The organism is Paraflavitalea sp. (assembly GCF_059502485.1).
Genome location: NZ_JCACET010000010.1, coordinates 2399629 through 2422533 on the forward strand (window position 1 = coordinate 2399629; position 22905 = coordinate 2422533).

The window sequence follows — 22905 nt, forward strand, 5'->3', positions numbered from 1 at the left end:
TGTACTATCATGGCTTTAACAAAAAAGAATATAGCCCGTCCACCTTACAATGGTCCTTCTATTACCGGTTATAACCGGCTCGAAGGAGTGCCTGTATCACAGGATTATCGTAAATCTTTGCAGGCGCCCGTGCATGATGCGTTGTGGATGCTTACGCGGCAATGGCAGATGGGTGAGTTTGACGGGGAGGATACCGGCACAGCCGTGAAGGCTAAGGTGCTCACTTCGCAACAACAGGTGACTCACTTTGCTACCGGTGATAAGAACATTTATCCCATCGATACTTCTGCTATGCCGCTCGAAATGGTAGTAGAGCGTGAAGGCCGCACTGCCGATCTTGCTTTGCGGATAGAGCTGGGCAAATTGTTCAAGGAGATGCTTGGTGAATACGAACTGGATGGGTATTTCAGCGATTTCCTCGAAGCGTTTAGATTGCAACTATTGGAAGAGAATGAAAAAGATGCCGGGAATAAGCAGTTGTTAACTGCTGTGCGGTCCAACAGAAATGACTTGTTGTTGTTTGATGCGTTGAAAAACCGGGTGCTCGATGGGTTTGTTATTTTTAGTGCATTAACGTATAAGGATCGATATAGCGACTGGGCATATGGACGTTTTGACCAGGCTACTGCCGAGGCAGCCATAAAAGCCGGACAACGTTTTCTGGAGCAGGTTACTCTTTTTTATGGACATGACTTCCTTCTTCAAAATACCAGCTGGCAATCCGGTAGTCTCGATTATGGATTTAGTGTGCAAACTTCAGCAGACCCTAAAGATGCTACTATTCTTGATGTTGATCATTATCCAGGTGGCCGCCTCGACTGGTATAGTTTCGATCTGAAACAGGTGACCGACTCCAACAGTACTGAGGCTACTTATACCAGTATTCCTACGCCGGTCACTTATCCCGGTATGCCCAAACCGCGCTGGTGGGAAATGGAGGACAGTGTTATCAACTTCGGGAATGTGAATGTGAAGGCCACCGATATTCCTTCTCTACTACTGATCGACTTTGCCTTGTTGTATGGGAATGACTGGCTGATGATCCCCTTCCCTATGCAACTGAACCGTCTTTGTTCTATTAAGGGACTACTCGTAAAAGATGTTTTTGGTTTCCATACTTATATTCCACCTGTGGATACGGGCTCTACTGTGAGCTGGAAAAAATGGTCGTTGTTTAACCAAGCGGATGCGCCCGGTGTTGCGCCTAATCCTGTTCTTTATTTAGCTCCTACCTTACTTAAACCAGTTGACCAGGAGCCATTGGAACGGGTGAGCTTTTTGCGTGATGAGGTGTCTAATATGGTATGGGCTTTTGAAAATGTAATCCCAGGTGCTTTCAGCAAGGGCCTGCAAGGTGCTGAAGTAGCAGCTACAGAAATAGTCGAAGAGCAACAGCCTACAAAGGATGCACCGGTGAAATATTTACTTGGCAAGGATGTGCCTTTTTACCAGGTTCCTTTTGTTGCTGTGGAAATTCCTTTTGATGCTACGCATTCGCAAATACGCTTGCAACGGGCTACCATGCCTCAAGGCACCAACCCCAGGGGCGTTCTCCTCACGGAGGTTGCTTCGCCTTATTATATCAATGAAGAAAATATTTCGCGGGCGGGAACTTCTGTCATCCGTCACTGGCAACGTACACGCTGGATCAATGGAACTGTTGCACAATGGCTGGGTCGTGAAAAGCAGGCTGGCAAGGGTGAAGGTGGCAGTAATCTTACTTTTGATCTACTGACCTAATTCTTTTTTGATGATGTCGATCTGGTCTTCGAAATCGCCTTCTGTGATGGCATCCGGATCGTCTTCGTCTGCAAACTGTTTGTTGAATTCTTTCGATGCCTCATTGGCTTCTGTGAGCAGCTGAAGGGCTTTGTGCAGGTCTTTGGGCACTCCTTTGCCTTCGTAGTAATACCAGGCGAGGCTACTTTTAGCAACAGCATGGCCAAGGTCGCTGGACTTTTGCAGGAATGCGACGCCGCGTACCGGATCGGGCTCTACTCCTCCCAATCCTTCCATGAGTATCTGGCCTTCTTTCCAAAATGCCCATGCTTCATGGAGGTGGTATTGCTGCATGGTATGCAGGGTATCTAATGCCAGGTCAATCTTCTGGCGGTATTCATCGATTATAAAATCGGCCAACTGTTTCAGGTCTTCCGTTTCTCCTCCTTCGATGGCCAGCAGCCGCCATTTTACTACTTCTTCCTGATCGCTGGTATTGAAATAATAGTGATTGGCGACTTCGTGACAGGCTCTTGCGTCTCCTTTTTCTGCCAGCTGTGTGAATATCTGCAGGCTTACTTTTTCCAGTTCTTCGGAACCCCGCTCATCATATACTGCGAGGGAAAGTTCGCTGGCTATCCAATACAGGCTGCCGGGGCAGGTGGCGTATTCATCGAGTAATGCCTGGTACTCTTTTATTCTGCCCTCCCTCATTTTGGAGGTGGTCTTGTAAATGTCTTTTTTGTTGATGAGCTCCGACATGGAGAAGTTCTTCATGGAGGAGCCTCTTTCATCCAGGAAATAAATACGCGTATCAAGTGAAACGGGCTCATCCGCCAACCTGTACAGCCATTGCTGGTCGACGTTGGAAGCGAGAGAAATAAACTTCTTTCCCACGCTCTCTTTTTCGTGTTCCTGTGTTTTGTCAAACACCCACACGTCCACCCCATCATCGATCGATATCCTGTTTCCCGCGAGGATGGATGCCACTATTTCCTGCATGTTTGCCAATTCTACCATAAAGCGCTGTATAGAAGTTAAATATAAGCAGCCTTGTGGTAAAAATGCTACCGTTCATTATATTTTTGGAACCTTTATCTGTTGTCTTCCTTTACCCAGCTGATTTTGCACAGTGGCAGGAAGTTTTTGTCTTTGGTGGCGAGGAATGTTTTCAGCAGTAAATCCTTATCGGGCTTCACTTTGCCCGACCAAACGAGTTTGTCATTCACGTACAGCTGTACCGGTTTCCGGATATCGAATAATTCCGGCAGCAAAAGGATATCAAATGCTTTTATCCGCGAAATTTCGACATAAACTGCATTGTTCTTGATCGAGGCTTTGACGGCCCCTGACCGTTTTTTATTGAAATTCAGTTTGCTGACCTGTCCTTCTTTTGAACGGACAGGAGGGTTGAGTTCCTGGTGCCAGGCTGCTTTATCGGCCAACGTATCGAGGGCCGTGATCTGCATCCAGCAATATTGTCCATTTCTCACATCTTCTGTTTCCCAGGTGAGCTGGTGAGGGGCGGGATCTCTGCGTAGGGTTTGTAATGTATCGAACAGGAAATAAATGGAATCCGGGGTTGAATATGGAACTCCGTGACCTGCAGCAACGGTAAAGTTTGTCCAGTTGGCGCCCTGCTGCCGAGCGTATTGTACGATGTCATTCACATAATCGATATTGAATGTTTCATCTTTTGTGGCGCTAAGGCCGATGAACCGCTGTTTATTGGAGAGGTTGATGAGTGGCGTATTGCCTGTGTAGGAAACCGGGTTTTGGCACATGGCATAGTAAGATGCAAAGGTCGTGGCTTTGTTTAATGCAAACCAAAAGGCGCCCGTACCGCCATTGGAATGGCCTCCTATGTAGACCCGGTCGTCATCTATATTGTATAATGACTTTGTAGTACGAATAGCTGTGAGTATGGCATCAAAGGCATTCTGGTGGATGAGCCAGTTAAAGTCTTTCCTTGCATAGGGATAAATGATGAAGGCATTTTGTTCGATGGCTTTCTGCAATACTTTTTCTTCATAGTGAATGTAATGGGGCGGTGTAAACCGGGATCGCCCGGACACTGCTCCATGGAGGTATATGTATAGTGGTGTTTTGTTTTGGGGTTTGTAGTTTTTGGGAATGTAAACAAGATAAGGGGCTTTCACTGTATCGCGCGCCTGTGTGTGATAGAGCGTCCAGTGGCCCGTAGCTCCGGGCGTGGGGTAGTTGTTAAAGGCATGTATTTGTTTTAACAGCTGGGATGCATCGCTTTTCCGGGCCAGATTGTGCCAATAGCTTGTATCTGTCAGCAATGATCTGTTTACCCGCGTAGCTGTATCTGTGAGGTCGTCCATGATCTTCTTATCGCTAATAGCGGCTGAGTCAGCTTTGTATTTAAAGTCTGTAATGAATTTATTCCATTCCGGCAGGTTACGCAGGCATTTGTTGTCTTCATCGTTAGCAAACTTATCATAGGCGCTCAGGTCATAGCCTATCTCAGCAGAACGCTTCAGGTATGCAGCGGCTTTTTGCATTTCTCCAACGTGGCAGGCTGCTATTGCCCAGAAGTAGGTGTCATAGTTACTTTGACCATTTCTTTTATCGGCATAGTGTGTTTCATAGAAATAGAATGCCTTGGCAAAGTCTTTCTTATCGTAATAAACATGTGCTGAATCATACAGGGCGCGGCTGGGAGGCTGGGCGTATATAATAGTGACTGCCAAAAGCAGTCCTACAATCAGTAGCAAGGGCTTATTCATAGTTCACAAAGGAACAGGGGATGAGGGTCTGAAAATTGTACTTTTCGGACAAGTTGAAAGGTTGACAAGTTGATAAGGCTTCAACTTGCTTTTATAAACTTACTTACTGCTTTTCAAAATTCTTGTTTAGTTGAACGTCAGCTTGCTTTTCCATAGCAGCATATCATAGCTTCCACGGGAGTTTCTGCTTTGTTTATCGATATAAATGCCACCGTGGAAGTAGCTGCCGATAACACTGGAGCCGGCAGCATCCATGTACATTCTTTTGGGTATTCCGGTGTTCAAAGTAAAGCTGCGAAATGCACCTACTTTGCCATCGAGGCTATGCCTGGTGACAAATCCTCCCCAGCCTTCATTGTGCAAAATGTAATGTTCTATTGTAAGGTTGCGGGTATAATAGCCTACTAAATACAGGCTGTCGTTGTAAATAACCATATCCTGAACGCCTTCTTCTCCATCTCCCAGTGCATTTTTCAGCCATTGTATATTCCCGTTTGCATCCAGCTTCGCGAAGAATGCATCGAAGCTATTTGGGGATGCTGTAATTGTGGTACTTCCTATTGTAATGCTTTCTCTGAATAATCCGCCTATAAATATGTTATTGTTTTTATCCAATACCAATGCATTGCTGTTCTCTGTGCTGGTGCTACCGAATGATCTTGCCCACTGGATGTTGCCGGCGTTGTCGAATTTGGCAGTAAACACATCCTGGTCGCCATTGGTTTGCAGAGTAGTCCCTCCAAAGTCCTGTGTGCCTTCAAATGAACCTGTGATGAAGATGTTATCGTTAGGATCGAGTTTTATATCGCATGGGTATAAACTGCCTCCTCCACTTTTACCAACGCTTTTCGCCCACAGCAGATTACCCGCCGGTGTATATTTTGCTATGAAGAATGCAGATCCCGGGCGTTCGAAAGAAGTGATCTCCGGATTGAGGGTTTCTTCAAACTGTATTTTGGCGTGGTAATATCCTGTTACTACCAGGTTGCCTGTTTTGTCGAGTGCTACTGCTGTAGGACGTTCATATCCTACACCACGTATTTGTTTTGCCCAAAGGACTTTTCCCTGTGGATCGTATTTGGTGAGGAACATATCCATCAGGTTGGGCATGCCACTGCTGTTATTGATAACCTGGGGTGTCAACTCCGTATCATCAAAACGGATCTTACCGCTAAAAACACCTGCTACGTAGCAGTTATTATTGTTATCGGCGACGATCGCTTCTCCTTCATCCCATCCCTGGCTTCCTGTTATTTTTGCCCATAGTACATTCCCATGCTTGTCGTACCGGGCAATGGCTACATCTTCTCCACCCACTCCTTTTAACTGGTTGTTTCCAAAATAAATGGCTGTATCGAAAATGGGGGTGAATTGTGTTTTGCCCGTGATCCAGGTAGCACCATCGCTATTTGTATACATATCATTCAACAAATCCGTGGACTTGCCTCCTGCGCTTACTAAAAAGGCATCGCCGGTAAGCGTTGGCTCGCCCTGGTTGTTTTTATCTTTCCGGCAGGCCATGCAAGACAGCAGGAGCAAAGGAAATATAATGCGGTTCATGGGTGAATGGTTTCTACGCATCTATAGATGCACGTTGTGTAAAAATACATAGTCCGGGTGCATTTTGAAACGGGTATTTATATGGCTGGTCCCTGGGCGCGGGTATTTTTTTCTGTCTGTTTGAGGCTCCTGTCGATATTCAGGGCGGTACATATTTTTTTAATCGCAATAGCCATTTGTACGTCTACTGTGTTGAGGGAGATATTAAGTATTTCTGCTACTTCACGGTGTTTGAGCCCATCTTCTCTTACCAGCTTGAAGATGATCTTGCAGCGGGGTGGCAGGCTGTCTACCGCCTGTTGCATTTTTTGCATCATTTCGGCGGTGACCAGTTCTGTATATGGATCGGCAACTATCTGGGCGGTTTCAATATCCAGGTCGTCGAAAGGGGCCTGTATCAATGCCCGGGCTTTTTGAGAAACTGCGTTGAGGGCCTGGTTCTTGGCAGCGACGTAGAGGTATACCGTTAGGTTCTCCACTTCGGATATACGGGCGCGGTTGGTCCACAGTTTTACAAACACATCTTCAACTATTTCTTCTGCTATTTCCGGGGAGCGGGTGATGACGCGGGCAAAATGAAGGAGACGCCTGCTAAATAGCTTGTACAATTCGGTAAGGGCAGGTTCATGACCTTTACAGATGGCATCCTGTATAGCACGCAAGCTGTTGGACATATTAGCAATCGTTCTCAACAAGTGTAGCGAGAATAGCCGGAATACGGAACGGCCAACGAACTTTTATTTACGCAATCGTTGCCGGAATGGGTAACGACCTAAGGGTTACCCCGTATTTTATTATCAGCGCTTGTCAATACGAAACCAGTCTACGTCTACAAAACCAGCATCGTTGATCCTGGTAGTGCGGGTGCAGAACAGGCCTGTTTTAGCTCCGATCCAACGACCGGGCTGGGCCTGAAAATCAGCTTCCACATCAGTAAAGCTGTTGCCATCAAGGCTGTAGCCAAAGCGGCATTTGGCACCCGTTTGTACCTGTACCCGCAAGTAAACGGTAGCTGTAGAGTCTCCTACTTTGGTGAGGGTCTTTTCTGTTTCGGCTGTTCCTTTGTATGCATCTTTACAAGTGCTGTACACCAGCCAGATGCCATCTTTCTGGCGCTTCAATGCGATGCTGGCATAGCTGAGGCCCATCACTACCAAGCCGGTCTTTTCTTTTTCCAGCTTTGGATTGGGTGTGAATGATAGTTTGGTAGTTGCTACAAATGTTTCTGCCGGCCACTTCTGGAGCAGGACATTGGGTACATCCCACAGGTTGTTGGCTGAATCGGGAGACTGTACGGAATACAATCGCAGCATTCCTTTCGCCGCATCCATAAATGACCAGGTGGCTTGCGGATTTGCCTGCCACTGCCATTGCAGACCGAGGGTATGGCTATTAAATTCATCGCTTTCTGCAGGCGTGGCGATGGGGTAAGTTTTTCCAACGGCCGGTTTCCTGTATACCAATACCGGCTCTCCTTTACCATCTCCTTCTTTGTCTACTCCAATCACCGGCCAGTCATTTGCCCACTTCATGGGTTGCAGGTGGACCACTCTTCCATAGGCGTCTTTGTCCTGAAAATGCAGGAACCAGTCCTGCCCGGCGGGCGTTTGCACCCAGGCTCCCTGGTGTGGGCCATTGATGGGTGTGGCGCCCTGATCCATCACTACTTTTCGTTCGTAAGGCCCATAGATATTTTTGGAACGCAACACTAACTGCCAGCCTGTCGATACGCCGCCTGCGGGGGCGAAAATATAATAGTAGCCATTGCGCTTGTAGAGCTTGGGGCCTTCTATCGTAGGATCTTTCTCGTGGCCGTCGTATACGATCATGCCTTCGGTAGTGACTTTTGTTCCCGTAGGGTCCAACTCCTTTATCACCAGCAGGCTTTTGATGGATGCGCGGCTGCCCGCATAGGCATGTGCGAGGTATACTTTTCCATCGTCATCCCACAGGGGACATGGATCGATCAGTCCTTTTCCTCCTTCTACCAGTACCGGATCGGTCCAGGGGCCTTTGATATTCTTTGCTTTGGTGACGTAGATACCAAAATCGGGATCGGGGTAATAGATGTAAAATTCTCCTTTGTGGTAGCGGATGGCAGGTGCCCATACGCCGTTGCCGTGCTGTATTTTAGAGAAATGATCGAACGGTGGCTGGCGCTTTAATGCATGACCTATCAGCGTCCAATTTACCAGGTCTTTGGAATGCAGGATAGGCAATCCGGGCACTGCGTCAAAGCTGGAGGCCGTGAGGTAATAATCTTCTCCTACACGTACTGCATCGGGATCGGAATAATCGGCATCGATGACCGGGTTTTTATAGGTGCCATCGCCGTTGTCGGCTACCCAAACTTTGGAGATGGGGGTGGTTGTTTGGGAGAAGGTTGGCAAGACAGTGGCCAACAACCCAGTGATGATGCAGAATAGGCGCATGTTGCTTTTGTTTTGAGGGCAAGCCAGAGGCTTGCAAATACCCGTCACCAGCCAGAGGCTGGCGACTTAGTTAGTTGATCTCTACCATTGCTTTTATGACGCCATTGGCGGGGTTGAGCCAGCCGGCAAATTCTTCTTTCGTTTGATCGAAGGCCACTTTATGGGTTATGAAAGTAAGGGGATCGATCTGTTTGTTCTTAATGCAGCGGATCACGTGTTCGAAATCGGCCCGGGTGGCGTTGCGGCTGCTCATCAATGTGGCTTCGCGCTTGTGAAATTCCGGATGGCTGAAGCTGATATCGCCTTTTTGTAATCCTACCAACACATACCTGGCCCCATGTGCCATATACTGGAAAGCATTGTTGATCGCTTTGAGGTTACCCGTAGCATCGATCACCACCGTAGGCATATCTCCATTGGTGATCTCATTCAACAGTGCCATCACATCCTGCGTAGCTCCGTTGATCGTATGCTGTACGCCCAGTTTATTGCGACAAAAGTCGAGGCGGTTATCATTTACATCCAGTGCGATCACGTTGGCGCCAGCGATGTTAGCTAATGCGATAATGCCTAATCCTATAGGCCCTGCTCCTACTACCAGCACATACTCTCCCGCCTGCACACCGGCACGACGCAAACCATGTGCGCCAATCGCCAACGGCTCTACCAATGCCAGTGCATCATACGGCAACCCTTCTCCATGTAACAATGTGTGGGCAGGCACTGAAAGGTATTCCACCATGCCGCCGTCTACATGCACACCACATACTTTTATATTGGTGCAACAGTTGGTCTTACCATTGCGGCAGGCAATGCAGGTGCCGCAATTAAAGTAGGGAATAAAGGAAACTGTTTCTCCTACTTCGAAACCTTCAGCACCGCCCGTATTCACCAACTCGCCTGCCAGTTCATGGCCAAGGATACGGGGATAGGTGAAGAATGGCTGTGTGCCTTCAAAGGCATGCAGGTCGGTGCCACAAATGCCGATGCGCCGGATGCGGATAAGTGCCTGTCCCGCTGCCGGTGCCGGTTGCTCAATGTCTTTGTACTCGAATTGGCCTGGAGAGGTGCACACTAATGATCTCATGTCGATATAATATTTTTAGCTTAGTAAATAAGCAAAAAGCAAAGCAAGAAGTCTGAGGTCTAAGGTCCGAAGTCCGACTACCTACTTCGAACGTATCATTATTCAGGTGTCCAGTCTCCAAAGATATGCTTCAAAGTGTAACGCTTCACTTCTTTTGCAGTGAGTTGTTTGGACCATTTGACTCTTTTTTCAACACTGGCGCCAGCGCCGACACTTTGGTATTCGGCGTAGAGGACTGTTTTTTCATTCTCCGGGTTGCGCCAATTGTCCCAGCCTTCTTTTACAATATGGTCTCCCATCGTTGTGTTCAGGAAAACGGTTTTGCTGTAAGGCCGCCAGGGGCGGCCGAGAAATACTTTTCTGGCAGCCGTATCGGCTATCAGTGAACAATTGAAAAAGACAAATCCAAAGGGTTGTCTTGGCGTAGTAGCTGCAGCAGTAATGTAGGAATTGGAAAGGCTTTTGATCGTGCAGCGTTGAAACACTACTGTAGCTTCTCCGAAAATAAAATCGGTAGTGCCTTCAATGTAGCAGTCCTTGTAATACTGGCGACTGCTTTCTGTAGCTGCATATAAAGTATCCTGGTTGCCCAATAAGCGGCTATTGGCAATCATAAAGCGATCGCCCTCTACGTGGAGTGCTACTGCCTGCCCTACCCTGCCTGCCTTATTTTCTATAGTAATGTTTTCAATCGTGCAGTCGTTGCCCTGTACCAGCACCGTGTAGGATGTGTAGGTGCTGTATTTATCCTTACCCGTAAAATCTTTTCCCGGGTAATCTTTCCCTGAATAATCGCTGTTGGTAATGATCGTACTGTCCTTGCTTTCTCCTATCAGTGATATTCTGCATTTCCAGGAAGGGATTACCAGCTTTTCGCGGTATATCCCTTTTTTGATAAATACTTTCACTTGTTGCTGGGAGAGATCGCGCACTGCATTTACTGCTTCCTGTATCGTCTTGAAGTTACCGCTGCCATCCTGCGCTACCGTAAAAGAGGAAGGGTATGTGGTGGCCTGCCCCATCACATGGCCAGCAATGAATATGATGCAGATCAGAAAGGCTATCTTTTTTATCATAGTTCAGCAATCTATTTCGGGGAAGCTAAAGTAACCCTTTTTGCTTCTGTAGCCGTCCCGCACTATCCCAGTAAATTACCGCGGAAGCTGGTAGTAGTTCCTCACCGCTTCGTAATCTGTAAAATCAATATCAGGCAGTGGGTTTGCTCCGGCAGCAACGCGACCTCCTGGTAAAGTGCTATTTGTTAATATGCGTACAACTTTTGCCTGTGCATAGTTCTCGCCCACGCCAATCCTGTCGATATAGATATTGACCTTGTTGGATGAATATCCCATGTTCAAGCGGTATTGGGTAGTTCCTCCAACACCGGAACCTGGCATAAAATACCAGCGGTCGTTGGTCTGATAATACAGATACACAAACCAGGCACACTTGTCCATCGTGTCTTTGGTTGTAGTAACCTGTAAGGTTACAAAACTCGTTGTTGCGAGGTTTTGTGCCCCAAATGTGTATTGAACTACGTTGGCATTTCCGTTTATACCGTCTGCGCCCTTCGGCCCTTCGGGACCGGTATCTCCTTTCTTGCATGAGAACATAGCTATGGCCAGGATCATACCTGCGATCAGTACTGTTGAATTTTTCATATCAATTCTTTTTCGCAAGGTATAGCCAAAAGCATCCAGGCTTTCTCACCCATTTGAGCTATTCCGAATCAATATTGTTTTATCATTCACCACTATTGTATAACTTTTATGAGCGGGCATACCTACACGGGATGCCCTGATATAATAATACCAGGTAGTGCCTGCCGGCGGCAACTCATCTTTGATGCTAAAAGCTACTACGGAATCGGTCTTCATTTTCACTTCTCTGATCTTACTGAAGTGAACGCTATCCTTGCTACGGTATACCTCATAGCTCATATCGGTAAGGGGCCAACTCAGGTTCCAACTGATCAAGGATTGGGTGCTATCGCGTTGCGCCCGTGCATTGGACACCGCAATTTCCACCGGCTGACGGCTGCAGAGCGCAGGTGATAAAGTGCAGGGGTCCCAATCGCCGAAGATGGCTGGCAAAGTATATGCAGCGGCTTCCGCATCGCTCAGTTGTTTTGACCAAGGTACGCGCTGGCCGATGTTGAGTAGTGAGCCATCCCATGTTTTTGTTTTGTATTCCGCATAGGTGATAAGGCTTGTATTGGTACCCGCATTCCATTTACTCCATCCTTCTGGTTTTATGGAAACCGGCATGACCGTATTCAGGAATACTGTTTTATTGTGGGCTTTCTGTTCTGCCGTTCTGGTGGAGTCGTTTTGCCAAGGGCGGCCCAGTACATATCTGGTAACGCCTCTGTTGTTTGTTATCCTGCAATCCCGGAAAACAAAGCCGTAGGGCTGTCCAGCCGGTGTATTGGTGGCAGTAACGTATCCTCCATTGCCGCCGTTTACGCGATCTCGGGGAAATATGACACAGTCATCAAATACTGCCGTGGAGGAACCGAAGATAAAATCTGTATTGCCATCGATGTAGCAGTTCTTAAAGTATTGTCTTTTACCGTTTCCTGTGGCGAGTAAGGTATCCTGTCCGCTGATGAAACGGCAATTGCTGAAGGCGCATCTGTCGCCATTCACATTTGTGGCCAATGCCTGTGGTCCATCGCCCGTATACCCGGTAGCGTTTTCAAATGTAATATTAGCTGCGAAGCAGCCTGTAGCGTTGATCGTAATCGTAGCGGAAGTACTTGTACGGATAGCAACGCCATTCACGACTTTGCCGCTGTAGTCATCCCAGGTAATGATCGTATTGGCAGCACTTTCTCCAATCAGGTGGATAAATGGCTTGTGGACTGGTATGTCTACTTTTTCTTTGTAGATGCCATTCTTTATATAGATCACGAAAGGTTTTGTGCTTCCTGCAGGTGCTGCGTCAATAGCCGCCTGCACGGTTGCATACTGCCCGCTACCATCTTTGGCCACAATAAGATCGGCCCGAAGAGAAGCAGTCTGCGCCATGAGAGGGCCGTGAAAACTGATCATCAACAATAAGCCGGCAATGACCCGCATGTTGGTATTATTTACCTGGTTTCGTTATTCTCTCTGCCAATTCCAGCTTCAGGGCACGCACTTCTGCCAATACTATTTCAGCCATCTTCCGGGCGCCCAGTTCATTGAAGTGTGTATTGTCCTCTTTTCCTTCGGGGTAGTTGGGATGTTCGCCGGGTTTCAGCTGCAGGAATAACAGCTTTGAACTTTCCACACCCATCGATTGGAGGAGGGCCTGGCTTTTTCTGTCCAGGTCGATCAGTGCTACTTTTTGTTCGCGCGCTGTGGTGCGTACTATTTCCGAATAGAGCTCATGTGTGCTTTCCAACTTACCTGTGGTGGAGTCGAACTTTCTGCGTGCCACCGGTGTGAGCAGTATCGGAATAGCGTTTTTATTTCTTGTATCGGTAACGTATTTGATGAGGTTGTTCTTAAACTCTTCTTCTGTGGTATAGCTCGCTTTTGTTTTTACTTCATCGTTGTGGCCAAACTGGATGAATACGTAATCACCTTCCTGCAGCGCATCCACTACCGGTTGCCAGCGATTTTCTGCCATGAAAGTACGGGTGCTTCTGCCATTTTGTGCACGGTTGTCTACCTTCACCGTAGAATCAAAGAAGTACACAAAGGGCATTCCCCACCCCATCTCCGGATAGGCTTTCACCTGCTTGATGGACATCGTAGAGTCGCCAATGAGGTACACTGTGATCTTCTTTTTAGGCGGCAAGGAAAACGCGAGGAAGATGCCTGCGTATAACCATACTGCCCGGGATATTTTATTACGGCACCAGTTCATTCAAGTACTTTTCTATGTTGGTGAATTGTTTATCGAGTGTGTAAAGGCCCGCATCACTGCTATTGTCGGGATTAAGGCCGTGCTTCTTTTCCCAGTCATCGGGCATACCATCCTGGTCAGTGTCTTTGGGCGCGGGTTCCGTTTTCAACGTGGGCCATGCTCCAACTGTTTGTTCGTATGCCGTGCCGTGGGAAAAATTTCCCTGTACATCAATGAGTGTTCCTGTTCTGCTCTTCACATTACCAATGATACGCTGATCCAGTGTATCTCGCCTGGGTAATGTGGCGCCTGCCTTTTGCAATACAAGCCGGTATGCTTCTTCTGCCGTTTGCGTGGTAACCGGCACAATTTCGAAAGGCGCTTCCAGTTTTGCCTGTGCGGGATCGTCTTTTCCGTTGCCTACTTTTACGCCCAGCCAGTTGTTCCGACTCACGTCTGCAGCTCCATCGACACAATTGCCATCGACGTAGAATTTACCGTAGGGAATATCTTTCCGGTTGAAGGGATTAAGCAACTGGAATCTTACGCCTTTGAGCGTTGATGGACCATACTTGTAATAATTGTTGACGATGTTGTAGCACCCTCCTTCTCCTGCATGGGTATTGTTGTGGCCCCAGTTATAAATGACATTGTTTCTGTAGTCGACATTTTCTTCCGGCGCATTGCGGATACCATCGAACCTTGGTGTACGGCTGTTGCAATGGGCCAGCAGGTTGTGGTGGGCCGAGAGATGCCTGCCACCCCAGATGCCGCCATAGCCATGACGCTCGTAGTCTTTATCGCCTGTTTCGAAGTGATAGCTATAGTTGAGAGGTTCTGATATCAGGTTCCATTGCAGGGTTGAGCTGTCGCCTGCATATACCGACAGGACTTCATCGGTACTCCAGCTAAGGCTGCAATGATCGATGAGGATGTGCTTGCGGCGCGTGCCTCCAAATGCATCATCGCTGCCGTTGCCATCCACCATGCCGCCACGCTGGTATTTATCGCCCATGCGGAACCGCAGGTAGCGGATCACAATGTTATCACCTCCGATACTCACCGGCTGGTCAGCCACGCAGATGCCATCACCTGGGGCCGACTGGCCAGCAATCGTAACGTTGCCGGCGATCGTCAACTTCGATTCGAGGTGTATCGTGCCTGACACAGCAAACACAATGATCCTTGGCGTTTTGGCTACTGCCGCCTGCCGGAAGCTACCGGGTCCATCGTCATTCAGGTTGTTCACCACTAATACTTTTCCTCCTCTGCCACCAGTAGCGTATTGACCGAAGCCTTCTGCACCGGGAAAGGCAGTCGCCTGGGCATGCAGCCACTGTTGTGCAGTGAGCATGCAGGTAAGGGTGATCGCTGTACGGATAAAACTGTTCAACTTTATTTGTTTTAGTATGCTGTATTATGGTCTCCAACGTGGATCGCCGGCAGTAGCACTGCCTGCGAAGGTGTTGTCTTTTATCCCGAAGTTGCCATTGGCCGGATCGGTAAAAAGATTCGTGGAAGCCTGACTATAGCTGATGATACCGTTAATGGGATTGCCCGCGAAAACCGCATCTGTTGTCTGATAAGAATTATCAGTGGTATACGTTGATGCCGCTGCCAACCGGATGCCCCTGGCCGTATTAGCCGGTGAAAGGGTTTTTCCAATGATACAATTACGGATAGTGAATGAACCTACGGTTTGTGCGTTGTAATCAACAAAGTATCTTCCATCTCCCAACGTGTTGTTGAAAGTACAGTTTTCGATGAAGATGGACTGGGTAGGAGCTGCGTTGTGCAGAATGATACTGTACCCAATTTTGTATAGTGTACTGTTCTTTATCTCGATGTTATTGACGCGACCAGTCGCCACATTCGTATGTATGAAGGCATAGGTACCGGCAGCTCCGTTATCGCCGCAGTCGTACACAATGCACCTGTTGAATACCAGCCTGTTTACCGTGATGGGGTTGGCACTTTGCAGGCGGAATGGTGTATTGAGAAAGTTGCGGATGGTACAATTTTCAAAGACGATCTTCTCCGTAGCGGAAGCTGTGCTTTGATTGAAGATATAGTTACGTTTGGTCATTGCTGGGTTGTTCTCGGGATAACCAGTAATATCCACGTTTTCGAAGGTGATCGTTCCTGCAGTGGCGGGCAACGTAAATCCATTGAATGCCAGTATCGGTTTCTGATTGCTTTCTTCACCAAAGATCGTAACTGAAATACCAGACGGCAATACCACTGCAGCGCTGTAGTCGTGACGCGTGCCTTCCAACAATACGAAGATGTTCCCATCAACAGCAGTGGCGAGCAGATCGCCCAATACCTGTCCCGGCTGCACTACAACCACCAACGGCCCTGTAGGAATGTTGGCGGGCGTTCTGAATGTTTGTGTTCCCCTGATGATGTTGTTGTTGAATATCTGGGCTGTGTAATCTACTTTACTGGTAAGGCCAGTAATTGTTTTCTCGCCGGCTGTTGCTTCACCAGCAGTGATATTATAGCGAACATTGTTCAGCATGATGTGGGTTACCGTATTAGGTTTTGTCCATTTCAATACTACGCTTGTGGGCGTAAGATCAGCTGCGGCCACCGGAAGCAGGATAGGTTGTCCCGTAACGATGAAAGAAGCAGAGTAGGCCCAATTGGATGCTTCCGTCGTATTCACTGCATTGGTGCGAACCCTGGCAAAGTATTTAATGCCTGGTTCTACATCTGCTTCTTTGACAACGAACGATAAGGTGTCCATTTCTTTTTTGATGCGCGGTGTGCCTCCGAAGAGGGTATCAGTAGAAACTTCTACCGTATATTTTGCGCCGTCGGAAAAGGGCGGGCGTTTCCAGCTAATGGTAACCTGTGAAGGTGTAGTGGTAAGGGCAACTGTGCCTGGCGTAAACATACGCGGCAGGGTCATTACCGTCTCCTCGTCTTTCTTACAGGAAGTAATGGTAAACAGGCAAGCAGCTACGATGAGGAGGCATTGCACTGGTTTATATGAAAATGTTTTCATGTCTTGAATCTGTTTTGGTTTGCTTTAATCAATACCCGTAGTCCTGTGTAAGTTTTGGATTGGCATCCAGCGAAGCCTGCGGTATTGGCAGGAGTTCGCTTTTGCCTTCGGCAAAGCCGGAACCCAGGTACTGAGTAATGGTGGATGTGATGCCAGTGCCTATCCAACTTATTTCAGCATAGCCTGCAGGCACGCCGCCTGCTGGTGTAGGCTTGTAAAAAGAATTGGCCCATACCATCGTGGTAGAACCTGTTTTATAATACATAGCTGTTGGCAGGTTGTCGAAAGGCGCAACTCTGTTGGCCATCGCGGTGAGGACCACTTTTACTGCATCCAGTCGTTCTTTGAGTTTATTCCAGCGCAGGAGGTCGAACTTGCGTATGCCTTCGCTTCCGAATTCCAGCATCCGCTCGTTCATGATGGCGGATAAAAAACCAGCGTAATCGGAAGGTGTGGTACCAATGCGGGAAGCGTTGCCTTCGAAAGCCCGCAGGCGCACTTGCTCGTAGGCTGTTTTAGCAGCTGCCGTGGGTCCATTGCTCAATTCATTTTCTGTTTCGGCAAACATGAGCAGCACATCTGAATAACGGATCACTGGCCAGTTAGTTCCAAAGTACTGCGCTGCTGAAGTGGTTACCGGATTCCAATCTCTCCTGAATTTACCATCTACCATCGTTTGCAGCGTGCGGCCCTCAAGACTCATGTTAAGTAAGATGTTGTAAGGTGCACAGGTCACATCGCGTCGGGTATCCGTAGAATCAAATGCATAGAAATAAGTTGGCAGGATCGTAAGGGCCGAGTTACCGGTGTTGTTGTAACGTGGTCCATTATAGTAACCCAGTTTGCTGTCACCAAAGCCACTACCACCGCCTGTCATGCCCACTTCCCATAATATTTCTCCAAAAGGATCTTCCTTATGGGCGCCGATGGCATCTTTGAATACCGCGCGGAAACTCGGATTTAGCTTGTGTTCTTCGTTGCGCTGCATGATGATGTTGCATTCATCACGCGCTATCTGGTAGAAGGTTTTGTAATCGGCAGGACGTTCCATCTTCCTGTTCTTACGTAGTGAATAGCCACCTCTGAACAATGCCAACCGCGCTCTTAAAGCACGTGCTGCTCCCTGCGATATCCGCTCGTTGGTAGTGCCGCTGGCGGAGCGCCAGGGAAGCAAATCTGCCGCTTCGGCCAGGTCGGCAATGATCTTCGTATAGATCGTATCACGATCTGTCTTTGCTTTAAAGAGATCGGCCTCATAACTGGATGGGAGGAACTGTGCCGGCACATCGCCCCAGTTGCGGATGAGTTCAAAATAAAACTGCGCTCTCAGGGTAAGTGCTTCACCGTAAAGTTTTTTCAACTGCCTTTTCTCCGATTCGGTACCACTCGTGTACATCGTCATTTTGGGAATGCTGTAGATACAGATGTTGGCTCGCTCTATGCCAGCGTATAGCTGATTGAAGGGGCCAGCCAATTGTGTATTACTGGATTTAACGGAAAAGCGGGCAATGTCTCTTCTTTCATTATCACCTGCAGCGCCACCCTGTCCCATCATCTCGTCGTTGTCGTAAGGGTAGTACATACTGATGCGTATGCCGTAGCCCTGATCGCCGCCCAGTGCGGAGTAGGCGCCCAATACTGCTTTATCGGCATTGGGCACATTGCTGAACACATATTCAGGACCGAAAGAGGATACCGGTGTGAGCTCCAGGTATTTTTTGCAGGATGCTCCGCCCAGTAGTATAGCTGCCAACAGGAGGCTGCTAAAGGTATATTTGGATAGATATTTATTGTTCATTGTTCCTCAGTTTAAAGTTATAATGACAGGTTGAGGCCAAAGATGAAAGAGCGGCTACGCGGGTATGCTGAATAATCCACGCCCGGTGTCAATGGTGTATTCCTGCGCGTGCTCACTTCGGGATCGTATCCTGAATAATTGGTAAACACATGCAGGTTATTGACGGTAGCATATACGCGGAGATTGCTGATGCCGGTTTTATTAAATAACTTTTTAGGCAGCGTGTAACCAAGGGTAATGTTATTGACCCGCAGGAAGGATCCATCTTCAATCGCCCATGAATGCACGTAGAAAGAGCTGGCACTGCGCAGCGGCTGCCACAGTTTCGCATCCTTATTGAGCGCAGCCAGTGCGGCAGGATCGGTCACTACCTGTCCGTTGGCGTCCACTGTTTTCCAGCGATCGTTCATCGACGCGAGGAGATTTGAGTTGACGGTGTAGCCGCTGGTGAACTCCAGTTTGTTGGCATTGTATACATCGTTGCCTACCTGGAAGTTCAGGAATATGCTGAGGTCAAAGTTTTTGTAGGAAAACTGTTGATTCAAGCCGCCGAAGAATTTAGGCTGCGTGTTGCCAATAATAGTTCTGTCATTATTATCTACCAGACTATCTGGTTTACCTTTCGCTCCACTGAGATCTTTAAACTTCAACATACCAGGTTGCGGTGGTGTGGCCGTGATCTCACTATTGTTGGGAACACCGGGCTTGAGTGTATATATGCCATTGTTGTAAGTAAAGTCATCGATGGTGTAGTAGCCATCTGTCTGTAGCCCCCATATCATACCTACCGGCTGACCTACGCGCACGAGGTAATCAAACGGTTGAGCGCTTCCACCCCATCCTGAGGAGAAGAGGTAAGAACTCTGGTAAGCTCCAAGGCTTTCGATTTTGTTTTTGTTGAAAGAGATATTGAAGTTCGCTGTCCAGCGGAAATCTCTTGTTTGCATCGGCGTACCGCTCAATTGTACTTCCACTCCTTTATTGGTGGTAGATCCTACATTCTGCAGCTGTGAGGTGTAACCCGAGCTGGTGGGCACCGGTACGTTTACCAGCAGGTCTTGTGTTTTGTTGCTATAGACATCCACAGAAAGCAACAAACGGTTGTTGAGGAAACCGATATCCAAACCAAGGTTGCGCGATATCGTTGTTTCCCATTTCAAAGAGTTGTTGGACAATGCTGCCGGACTATAGGATGTAACCAGGTTGTCGCCAAATCCGTAGTATACGTTGGCATTGAACTGGGTGAGGTAGAGGAAATCATCAATGCGGTTATTTCCTGCACGTCCATAGCTGGCTCTTAATTTCAAATCACTGATCACTTCGCTAAAGTCGTCCATGAACCGCTCCTGGGAGATACGCCATGCTGCTGCTACGGATGGGAAATAACCCCACCTGTTGTCGGAAGCAAATTTGGAAGAGCCGTCTGCGCGCATGGTGAAATCAAGCTGAAATCTTTTATTAAACATGTAGTTTACCTGTCCAAAGAAAGAGAAAAGGCGGCTGGGGACTTCAGATGAAAACGGCAGTGGTTGTACGCTACCGGCGGGGGCGCTTCCCAACCCCATATTACCGAGCGCTTTTTGTGCAGTGATACCTATTGGGAAGTAACGTGTTTCTATATTGTAGCGACGTTCAGTATTCTGGTAGAGCTCCTGCCCCAACAATACATCCAGGTCGTGCTTGTCACTGAATTTTGAACCAGACTTTCTCATGGTAAAGGTCAGTACATTCGAGTTATTCAGCGTATTGCGAGTAATCGTATTAATAGAGGCGGTTGGCAGGTTGGCGTTCTGCCGGGCAATGGTAGTAATGGTATCATTGAATGAGTTCTGCCGTGTGTTGGTGATGTCGACACCGAAGGTAGACCTGAATGACAGGTATCGGTTGAACTCGTAGTTGAAATAACCGCTCAGATTGGTAACGTTGGTAGGATTTCTCCGATACTCTGCATCATTGAGCAAAATGGGATTGACGAGTGAAAGGCCGTTGGCATTTGTTTGCAAGGCATAGTCAGGATCATAATCCGTCAGGTCCTGTCCATTCATCAATATAGGTCTGAACTTGATGCTGTGACGCAGACGGTTGGTACCAGATGAGCCTTCGTTGGTAGTACCTGCCCCATTGACTACCGTATGGTTGTAACGAACAACAGCTCCTACTTTTAGTTTTTTACTAACGGTGTGATCGAACCTGAAGTTGACAAGTTTACGATCAAAATCTGACCCCAACATTATGCCTTCCTCTGTATTAGAGGTAAGACTCAGGTTGAACTTGGTGGCAGCCGTACCGCCTGCTACACTGATGTTGTGTGTTTGCATGAGGGCATTGCGGCCAAACATTTCATCCTGCCAATCTACAAAGGGAACCGATTTGTAAAGGTCGAGGTCTTCCCAACGACCATAGGTATTCAGAAATCCATCGCGGTCTGTGGAGCCACCGCGTGTTCTTTCATATTGATACATCACAAAGTCGTAGGGGTTCATCACCTCCAGCTTGTTGGCCAACTGTCGTATACCTGCCAGGCCGTTGTAGTTGATCACGGTTTTCATATCCTTACCGCCTTTGGTAGTGATGATGACCACCCCATTGGCGCCACGCGCACCGTAGATAGCTGTAGCGGAAGCGTCTTTCAACACGTCGATGGATTCTATGTCCTGTGGGGAAAGTACTGACAGGGCGTTCTCTACCTGTATACCATCCACGATGTACAACGGAGAGTTATCCTGCGTGATGGAGCCTCCACCCCGCACACGGATGACCGCTGAAGCTCCGGGCGAACCTTCGGAAGTGGTGACCTGTACACCCGCCAGGCGACCGGTAATAGCTTCCGCCGCCGAATTAATTGGAATATCTTTCATATCCTTGGCGCCGATAGAGGAAACTGAACTGGTCAGTTCTCTTCTTCGCTTAGACTGGTAGCCGACCACCACCACATCGTCGAGTGCAGACGCTGCGCTGGCGAGTTTTACAGACAGTGCTTTTGAACCGTCGGCACTTACTGTCGTTTCTTTAAAACCTGTGGAGCTAAAAACGAGGTCTACTTTACCTGAGGAAGTTGTGTTTAGGGTGAAGTTGCCGTCTTTGTCGGTTTGTGTACCACCTGTCGATCCTTTGATCCGGACAGTTACGCCTTCGAGTGGTACATTGCTATCGTCGGTCACCTTTCCTTTGATCTGCCGGCTTTGAGCCGCCAGGTGCAAGGATGCAGCAACCAATATCAATAGCAGCAGTAATCTTTTCATATAGCAGTTTTTTAATGTGATGAGTCAATGGGTTAGGGTTTAAAATATAATGGTGAAGTGCAGCAAAAAGGTGTTATTCCCTTTGATAAAGGTCAATTTGAACGGGAAAAATGGTCATGTAACGGGTAAATAAGTGCATAGAGGGACATGCACTATGAGAAAGGAAGATCTCCAGCATAGCAAGCAAATTTTATGTTAGCAAATAGCACAACAATTCTATATCCTTTTTCAGGAATGCCGAAGGCTTTGGGGGCTTTTATTTACGCAATCGTTCCCGGCAACGATGGCGTGGTGTCAATCTGACAAGTGAATGCTTCACAGGGCTTTGGAAGAAAAGCGGTACCTTAGTGACCAGCGCAGTTAAACGCAGCTATTAAAACAACGGCCGGCATATGAAATTTGAAGCAGTTACTATCAAGGATATTGCTAAAGCTCTCGGAATTTCTACCTCTACTGTTTCAAGGGCGCTGCGCGACAGTTATGAAATAAGCCCGGAAACCAAGCAGTTAGTGCTGGATTGTGCCGAAAAGTTGAACTATCGCCCCAACCCTATCGCTCTTAGCCTCAAAGAAAAGCGCAGCCGCTCTATTGGTGTAGTGGTATGTGAAATTGCCAATAACTTCTTTTCACAGATCATCAACGGCATCGAATCCATCTCTTATGACCGCGGGTACAATGTGATCATATCGCAAAGTCATGAATCCTACGAACGGGAGGTGATGGACCTTCGCTATCTCGCTTCGCGCTCTGTAGATGGGCTGCTGATCTCCGTTTCTACAGAAACAAATGATATCAGTCACCTGAAGGCGCTACACGAAAAGGGGCTACCCATCGTATTCTTCGACCGCATTACCGAGGAGATCAATACGCACAGTGTTATCGTAGACAATTTCAAAGGGGCTTACGAAGCCACGGAGCACCTGGTGAACAATGGTTATAAACGTATTGCTGCTATTGCCAACTCAGAATTCCTGTCTATTACTTCCGAGCGACTGGCAGGTTATCGCGAAGCGCTGCTGGCGCATGATCTAAAACCTGATGATGCTTATATTAAGCATTGCTTTTATGGCGGCATGATCTTCTCTGAAATAGAGGAGGCTGTGAACAAGCTGTTTACCCTGAAACAAAAGCCGGATGCCATCGTGACCATGAGTGATAAACTGACCAGTGGTTGCCTGAAGACGCTCAAAAGACGTGGACTGAAAGTACCCGATGATATTGCTCTCGTGGGTTTTTCCAACTCAGATATCGCAGAACTTATTAGTCCTCCACTCACCGTAGTGCGCCAACCTGCCTACGAGATCGGCCGCGATGCTACTGAATTGCTTCTTCAACTAATAGAAAGCAAACGCCCCATCAAGCAGTTTGAAAAAAGGACGCTTACGCCGGAGTTGCAGATCAGGGAGTCGTCGTTGCCGAGAAAGTGAGTTGATAGGTTAATAAGTTGAAAGGTTGATAAGGGGGATAAGA

Annotated in this window: 16 protein-coding genes; 2 read left to right on the plus strand and 14 right to left on the minus strand. The window is 47.8% G+C overall.

Features of this window, described 5'->3' with window-relative positions:
- Positions 1-9: 9 nt before the first annotated feature.
- A complete protein-coding gene (locus AC5JBY_RS26735) occupies positions 10-1740 on the plus strand; it encodes a hypothetical protein (RefSeq protein ID WP_495907737.1) in 1731 nt (576 codons plus the stop codon).
- On the opposite strand, the gene AC5JBY_RS26740 is transcribed toward AC5JBY_RS26735, so the two are convergent.
- The 14 genes from AC5JBY_RS26740 to AC5JBY_RS26805 all read right to left on the minus strand — a co-directional run bounded on the left by AC5JBY_RS26740 (position 1729) and on the right by AC5JBY_RS26805 (position 21435).
- Entirely contained in the window at positions 1729-2739 is a 1011-nt protein-coding gene (locus AC5JBY_RS26740; RefSeq protein ID WP_495907738.1) for a tetratricopeptide repeat protein, read from the minus strand. The genes AC5JBY_RS26735 and AC5JBY_RS26740 overlap by 12 nt on opposite strands.
- A 74-nt stretch (positions 2740-2813) precedes the next feature.
- Positions 2814-4472, minus strand: a complete 1659-nt coding sequence (locus AC5JBY_RS26745; RefSeq protein ID WP_495907739.1) for a hypothetical protein — start codon at positions 4470-4472, stop codon at positions 2814-2816.
- Between the two features lie 126 nt (positions 4473-4598).
- On the minus strand, positions 4599-6032 hold the full coding sequence (locus AC5JBY_RS26750; protein WP_495907740.1) for an NHL repeat-containing protein: 1434 nt from the start codon (positions 6030-6032) through the stop codon (positions 4599-4601).
- A 77-nt stretch (positions 6033-6109) separates the two neighbouring features.
- On the minus strand, positions 6110-6706 hold the full coding sequence (locus AC5JBY_RS26755; protein ID WP_495907741.1) for an RNA polymerase sigma-70 factor: 597 nt from the start codon (positions 6704-6706) through the stop codon (positions 6110-6112).
- Positions 6707-6829: 123 nt separating this feature from the next.
- Complete coding sequence (locus tag AC5JBY_RS26760) at positions 6830-8464, minus strand: glycoside hydrolase family 43 protein (protein WP_495907742.1); 1635 nt, start codon at positions 8462-8464, stop codon at positions 6830-6832.
- Between the two features lie 70 nt (positions 8465-8534).
- Positions 8535-9551: a zinc-binding alcohol dehydrogenase family protein gene (locus tag AC5JBY_RS26765; protein WP_495907743.1), complete on the minus strand. Its 1017-nt coding sequence runs from the start codon at positions 9549-9551 to the stop codon at positions 8535-8537.
- Between the two features lie 98 nt (positions 9552-9649).
- Complete coding sequence (locus tag AC5JBY_RS26770; RefSeq protein ID WP_495907744.1) at positions 9650-10627, minus strand: pectinesterase family protein; 978 nt, start codon at positions 10625-10627, stop codon at positions 9650-9652.
- A 75-nt stretch (positions 10628-10702) separates the two neighbouring features.
- Positions 10703-11212: a hypothetical protein gene (locus AC5JBY_RS26775; protein ID WP_495907745.1), complete on the minus strand. Its 510-nt coding sequence runs from the start codon at positions 11210-11212 to the stop codon at positions 10703-10705.
- 45 nt (positions 11213-11257) lie between these two features.
- Complete coding sequence (locus AC5JBY_RS26780) at positions 11258-12631, minus strand: pectinesterase family protein (protein ID WP_495907746.1); 1374 nt, start codon at positions 12629-12631, stop codon at positions 11258-11260.
- 7 nt (positions 12632-12638) lie between these two features.
- Positions 12639-13406 carry a rhamnogalacturonan acetylesterase gene (locus AC5JBY_RS26785; RefSeq protein WP_495907747.1) on the minus strand — a complete coding sequence of 256 codons (768 nt, stop codon included), beginning with the start codon at positions 13404-13406 and terminating at the stop codon, positions 12639-12641.
- Complete coding sequence (locus AC5JBY_RS26790; RefSeq protein ID WP_495907748.1) at positions 13390-14778, minus strand: pectate lyase family protein; 1389 nt, start codon at positions 14776-14778, stop codon at positions 13390-13392. Before AC5JBY_RS26790 ends, AC5JBY_RS26785 begins: the two co-directional genes overlap by 17 nt.
- A gap of 24 nt (positions 14779-14802) precedes the next feature.
- Positions 14803-16395, minus strand: coding sequence for a DUF5123 domain-containing protein (locus AC5JBY_RS26795; protein WP_495907749.1), 1593 nt, complete (start codon positions 16393-16395; stop codon positions 14803-14805).
- A 28-nt stretch (positions 16396-16423) separates the two neighbouring features.
- The gene (locus tag AC5JBY_RS26800) at positions 16424-18193 is read right to left on the minus strand and encodes a RagB/SusD family nutrient uptake outer membrane protein (protein WP_495907750.1); all 1770 of its coding nucleotides are present in this window, start codon (positions 18191-18193) and stop codon (positions 16424-16426) included.
- A gap of 17 nt (positions 18194-18210) precedes the next feature.
- Entirely contained in the window at positions 18211-21435 is a 3225-nt protein-coding gene (locus AC5JBY_RS26805) for a SusC/RagA family TonB-linked outer membrane protein (RefSeq protein WP_495907751.1), read from the minus strand.
- 392 nt (positions 21436-21827) lie between these two features.
- Here AC5JBY_RS26805 and AC5JBY_RS26810 point away from each other — a divergent pair, with 392 nt between their 5' ends.
- Complete coding sequence (locus AC5JBY_RS26810; RefSeq protein WP_495907752.1) at positions 21828-22862, plus strand: LacI family DNA-binding transcriptional regulator; 1035 nt, start codon at positions 21828-21830, stop codon at positions 22860-22862.
- The last annotated feature ends 43 nt before the right edge of the window (positions 22863-22905 follow it).

Excerpts from the sequence above, each read along its gene's own strand:
- AC5JBY_RS26755 (WP_495907741.1), bottom strand. The coding sequence starts at position 6,706 with ATGTCCAACAGCTTGCGTGCTATACAGGATGCCATCTGTAAAGGTCAT.
- AC5JBY_RS26760 (WP_495907742.1), bottom strand. The coding sequence starts at position 8,464 with ATGCGCCTATTCTGCATCATCACTGGGTTGTTGGCCACTGTCTTGCCA.
- AC5JBY_RS26800 (WP_495907750.1), bottom strand. The coding sequence starts at position 18,193 with ATGAACAATAAATATCTATCCAAATATACCTTTAGCAGCCTCCTGTTG.
- AC5JBY_RS26770 (WP_495907744.1), bottom strand. The coding sequence starts at position 10,627 with ATGATAAAAAAGATAGCCTTTCTGATCTGCATCATATTCATTGCTGGC.
- AC5JBY_RS26775 (WP_495907745.1), bottom strand. The coding sequence starts at position 11,212 with ATGAAAAATTCAACAGTACTGATCGCAGGTATGATCCTGGCCATAGCT.
- AC5JBY_RS26750 (WP_495907740.1), bottom strand. The coding sequence starts at position 6,032 with ATGAACCGCATTATATTTCCTTTGCTCCTGCTGTCTTGCATGGCCTGC.
- AC5JBY_RS26810 (WP_495907752.1), top strand. The coding sequence starts at position 21,828 with ATGAAATTTGAAGCAGTTACTATCAAGGATATTGCTAAAGCTCTCGGA.
- AC5JBY_RS26780 (WP_495907746.1), bottom strand. The coding sequence starts at position 12,631 with ATGCGGGTCATTGCCGGCTTATTGTTGATGATCAGTTTTCACGGCCCT.
- AC5JBY_RS26795 (WP_495907749.1), bottom strand. The coding sequence starts at position 16,395 with ATGAAAACATTTTCATATAAACCAGTGCAATGCCTCCTCATCGTAGCT.
- AC5JBY_RS26785 (WP_495907747.1), bottom strand. The coding sequence starts at position 13,406 with ATGAACTGGTGCCGTAATAAAATATCCCGGGCAGTATGGTTATACGCA.
- AC5JBY_RS26735 (WP_495907737.1), top strand. The coding sequence starts at position 10 with ATGGCTTTAACAAAAAAGAATATAGCCCGTCCACCTTACAATGGTCCT.
- AC5JBY_RS26765 (WP_495907743.1), bottom strand. The coding sequence starts at position 9,551 with ATGAGATCATTAGTGTGCACCTCTCCAGGCCAATTCGAGTACAAAGAC.
- AC5JBY_RS26805 (WP_495907751.1), bottom strand. The coding sequence starts at position 21,435 with ATGAAAAGATTACTGCTGCTATTGATATTGGTTGCTGCATCCTTGCAC.
- AC5JBY_RS26740 (WP_495907738.1), bottom strand. The coding sequence starts at position 2,739 with ATGGTAGAATTGGCAAACATGCAGGAAATAGTGGCATCCATCCTCGCG.
- AC5JBY_RS26745 (WP_495907739.1), bottom strand. The coding sequence starts at position 4,472 with ATGAATAAGCCCTTGCTACTGATTGTAGGACTGCTTTTGGCAGTCACT.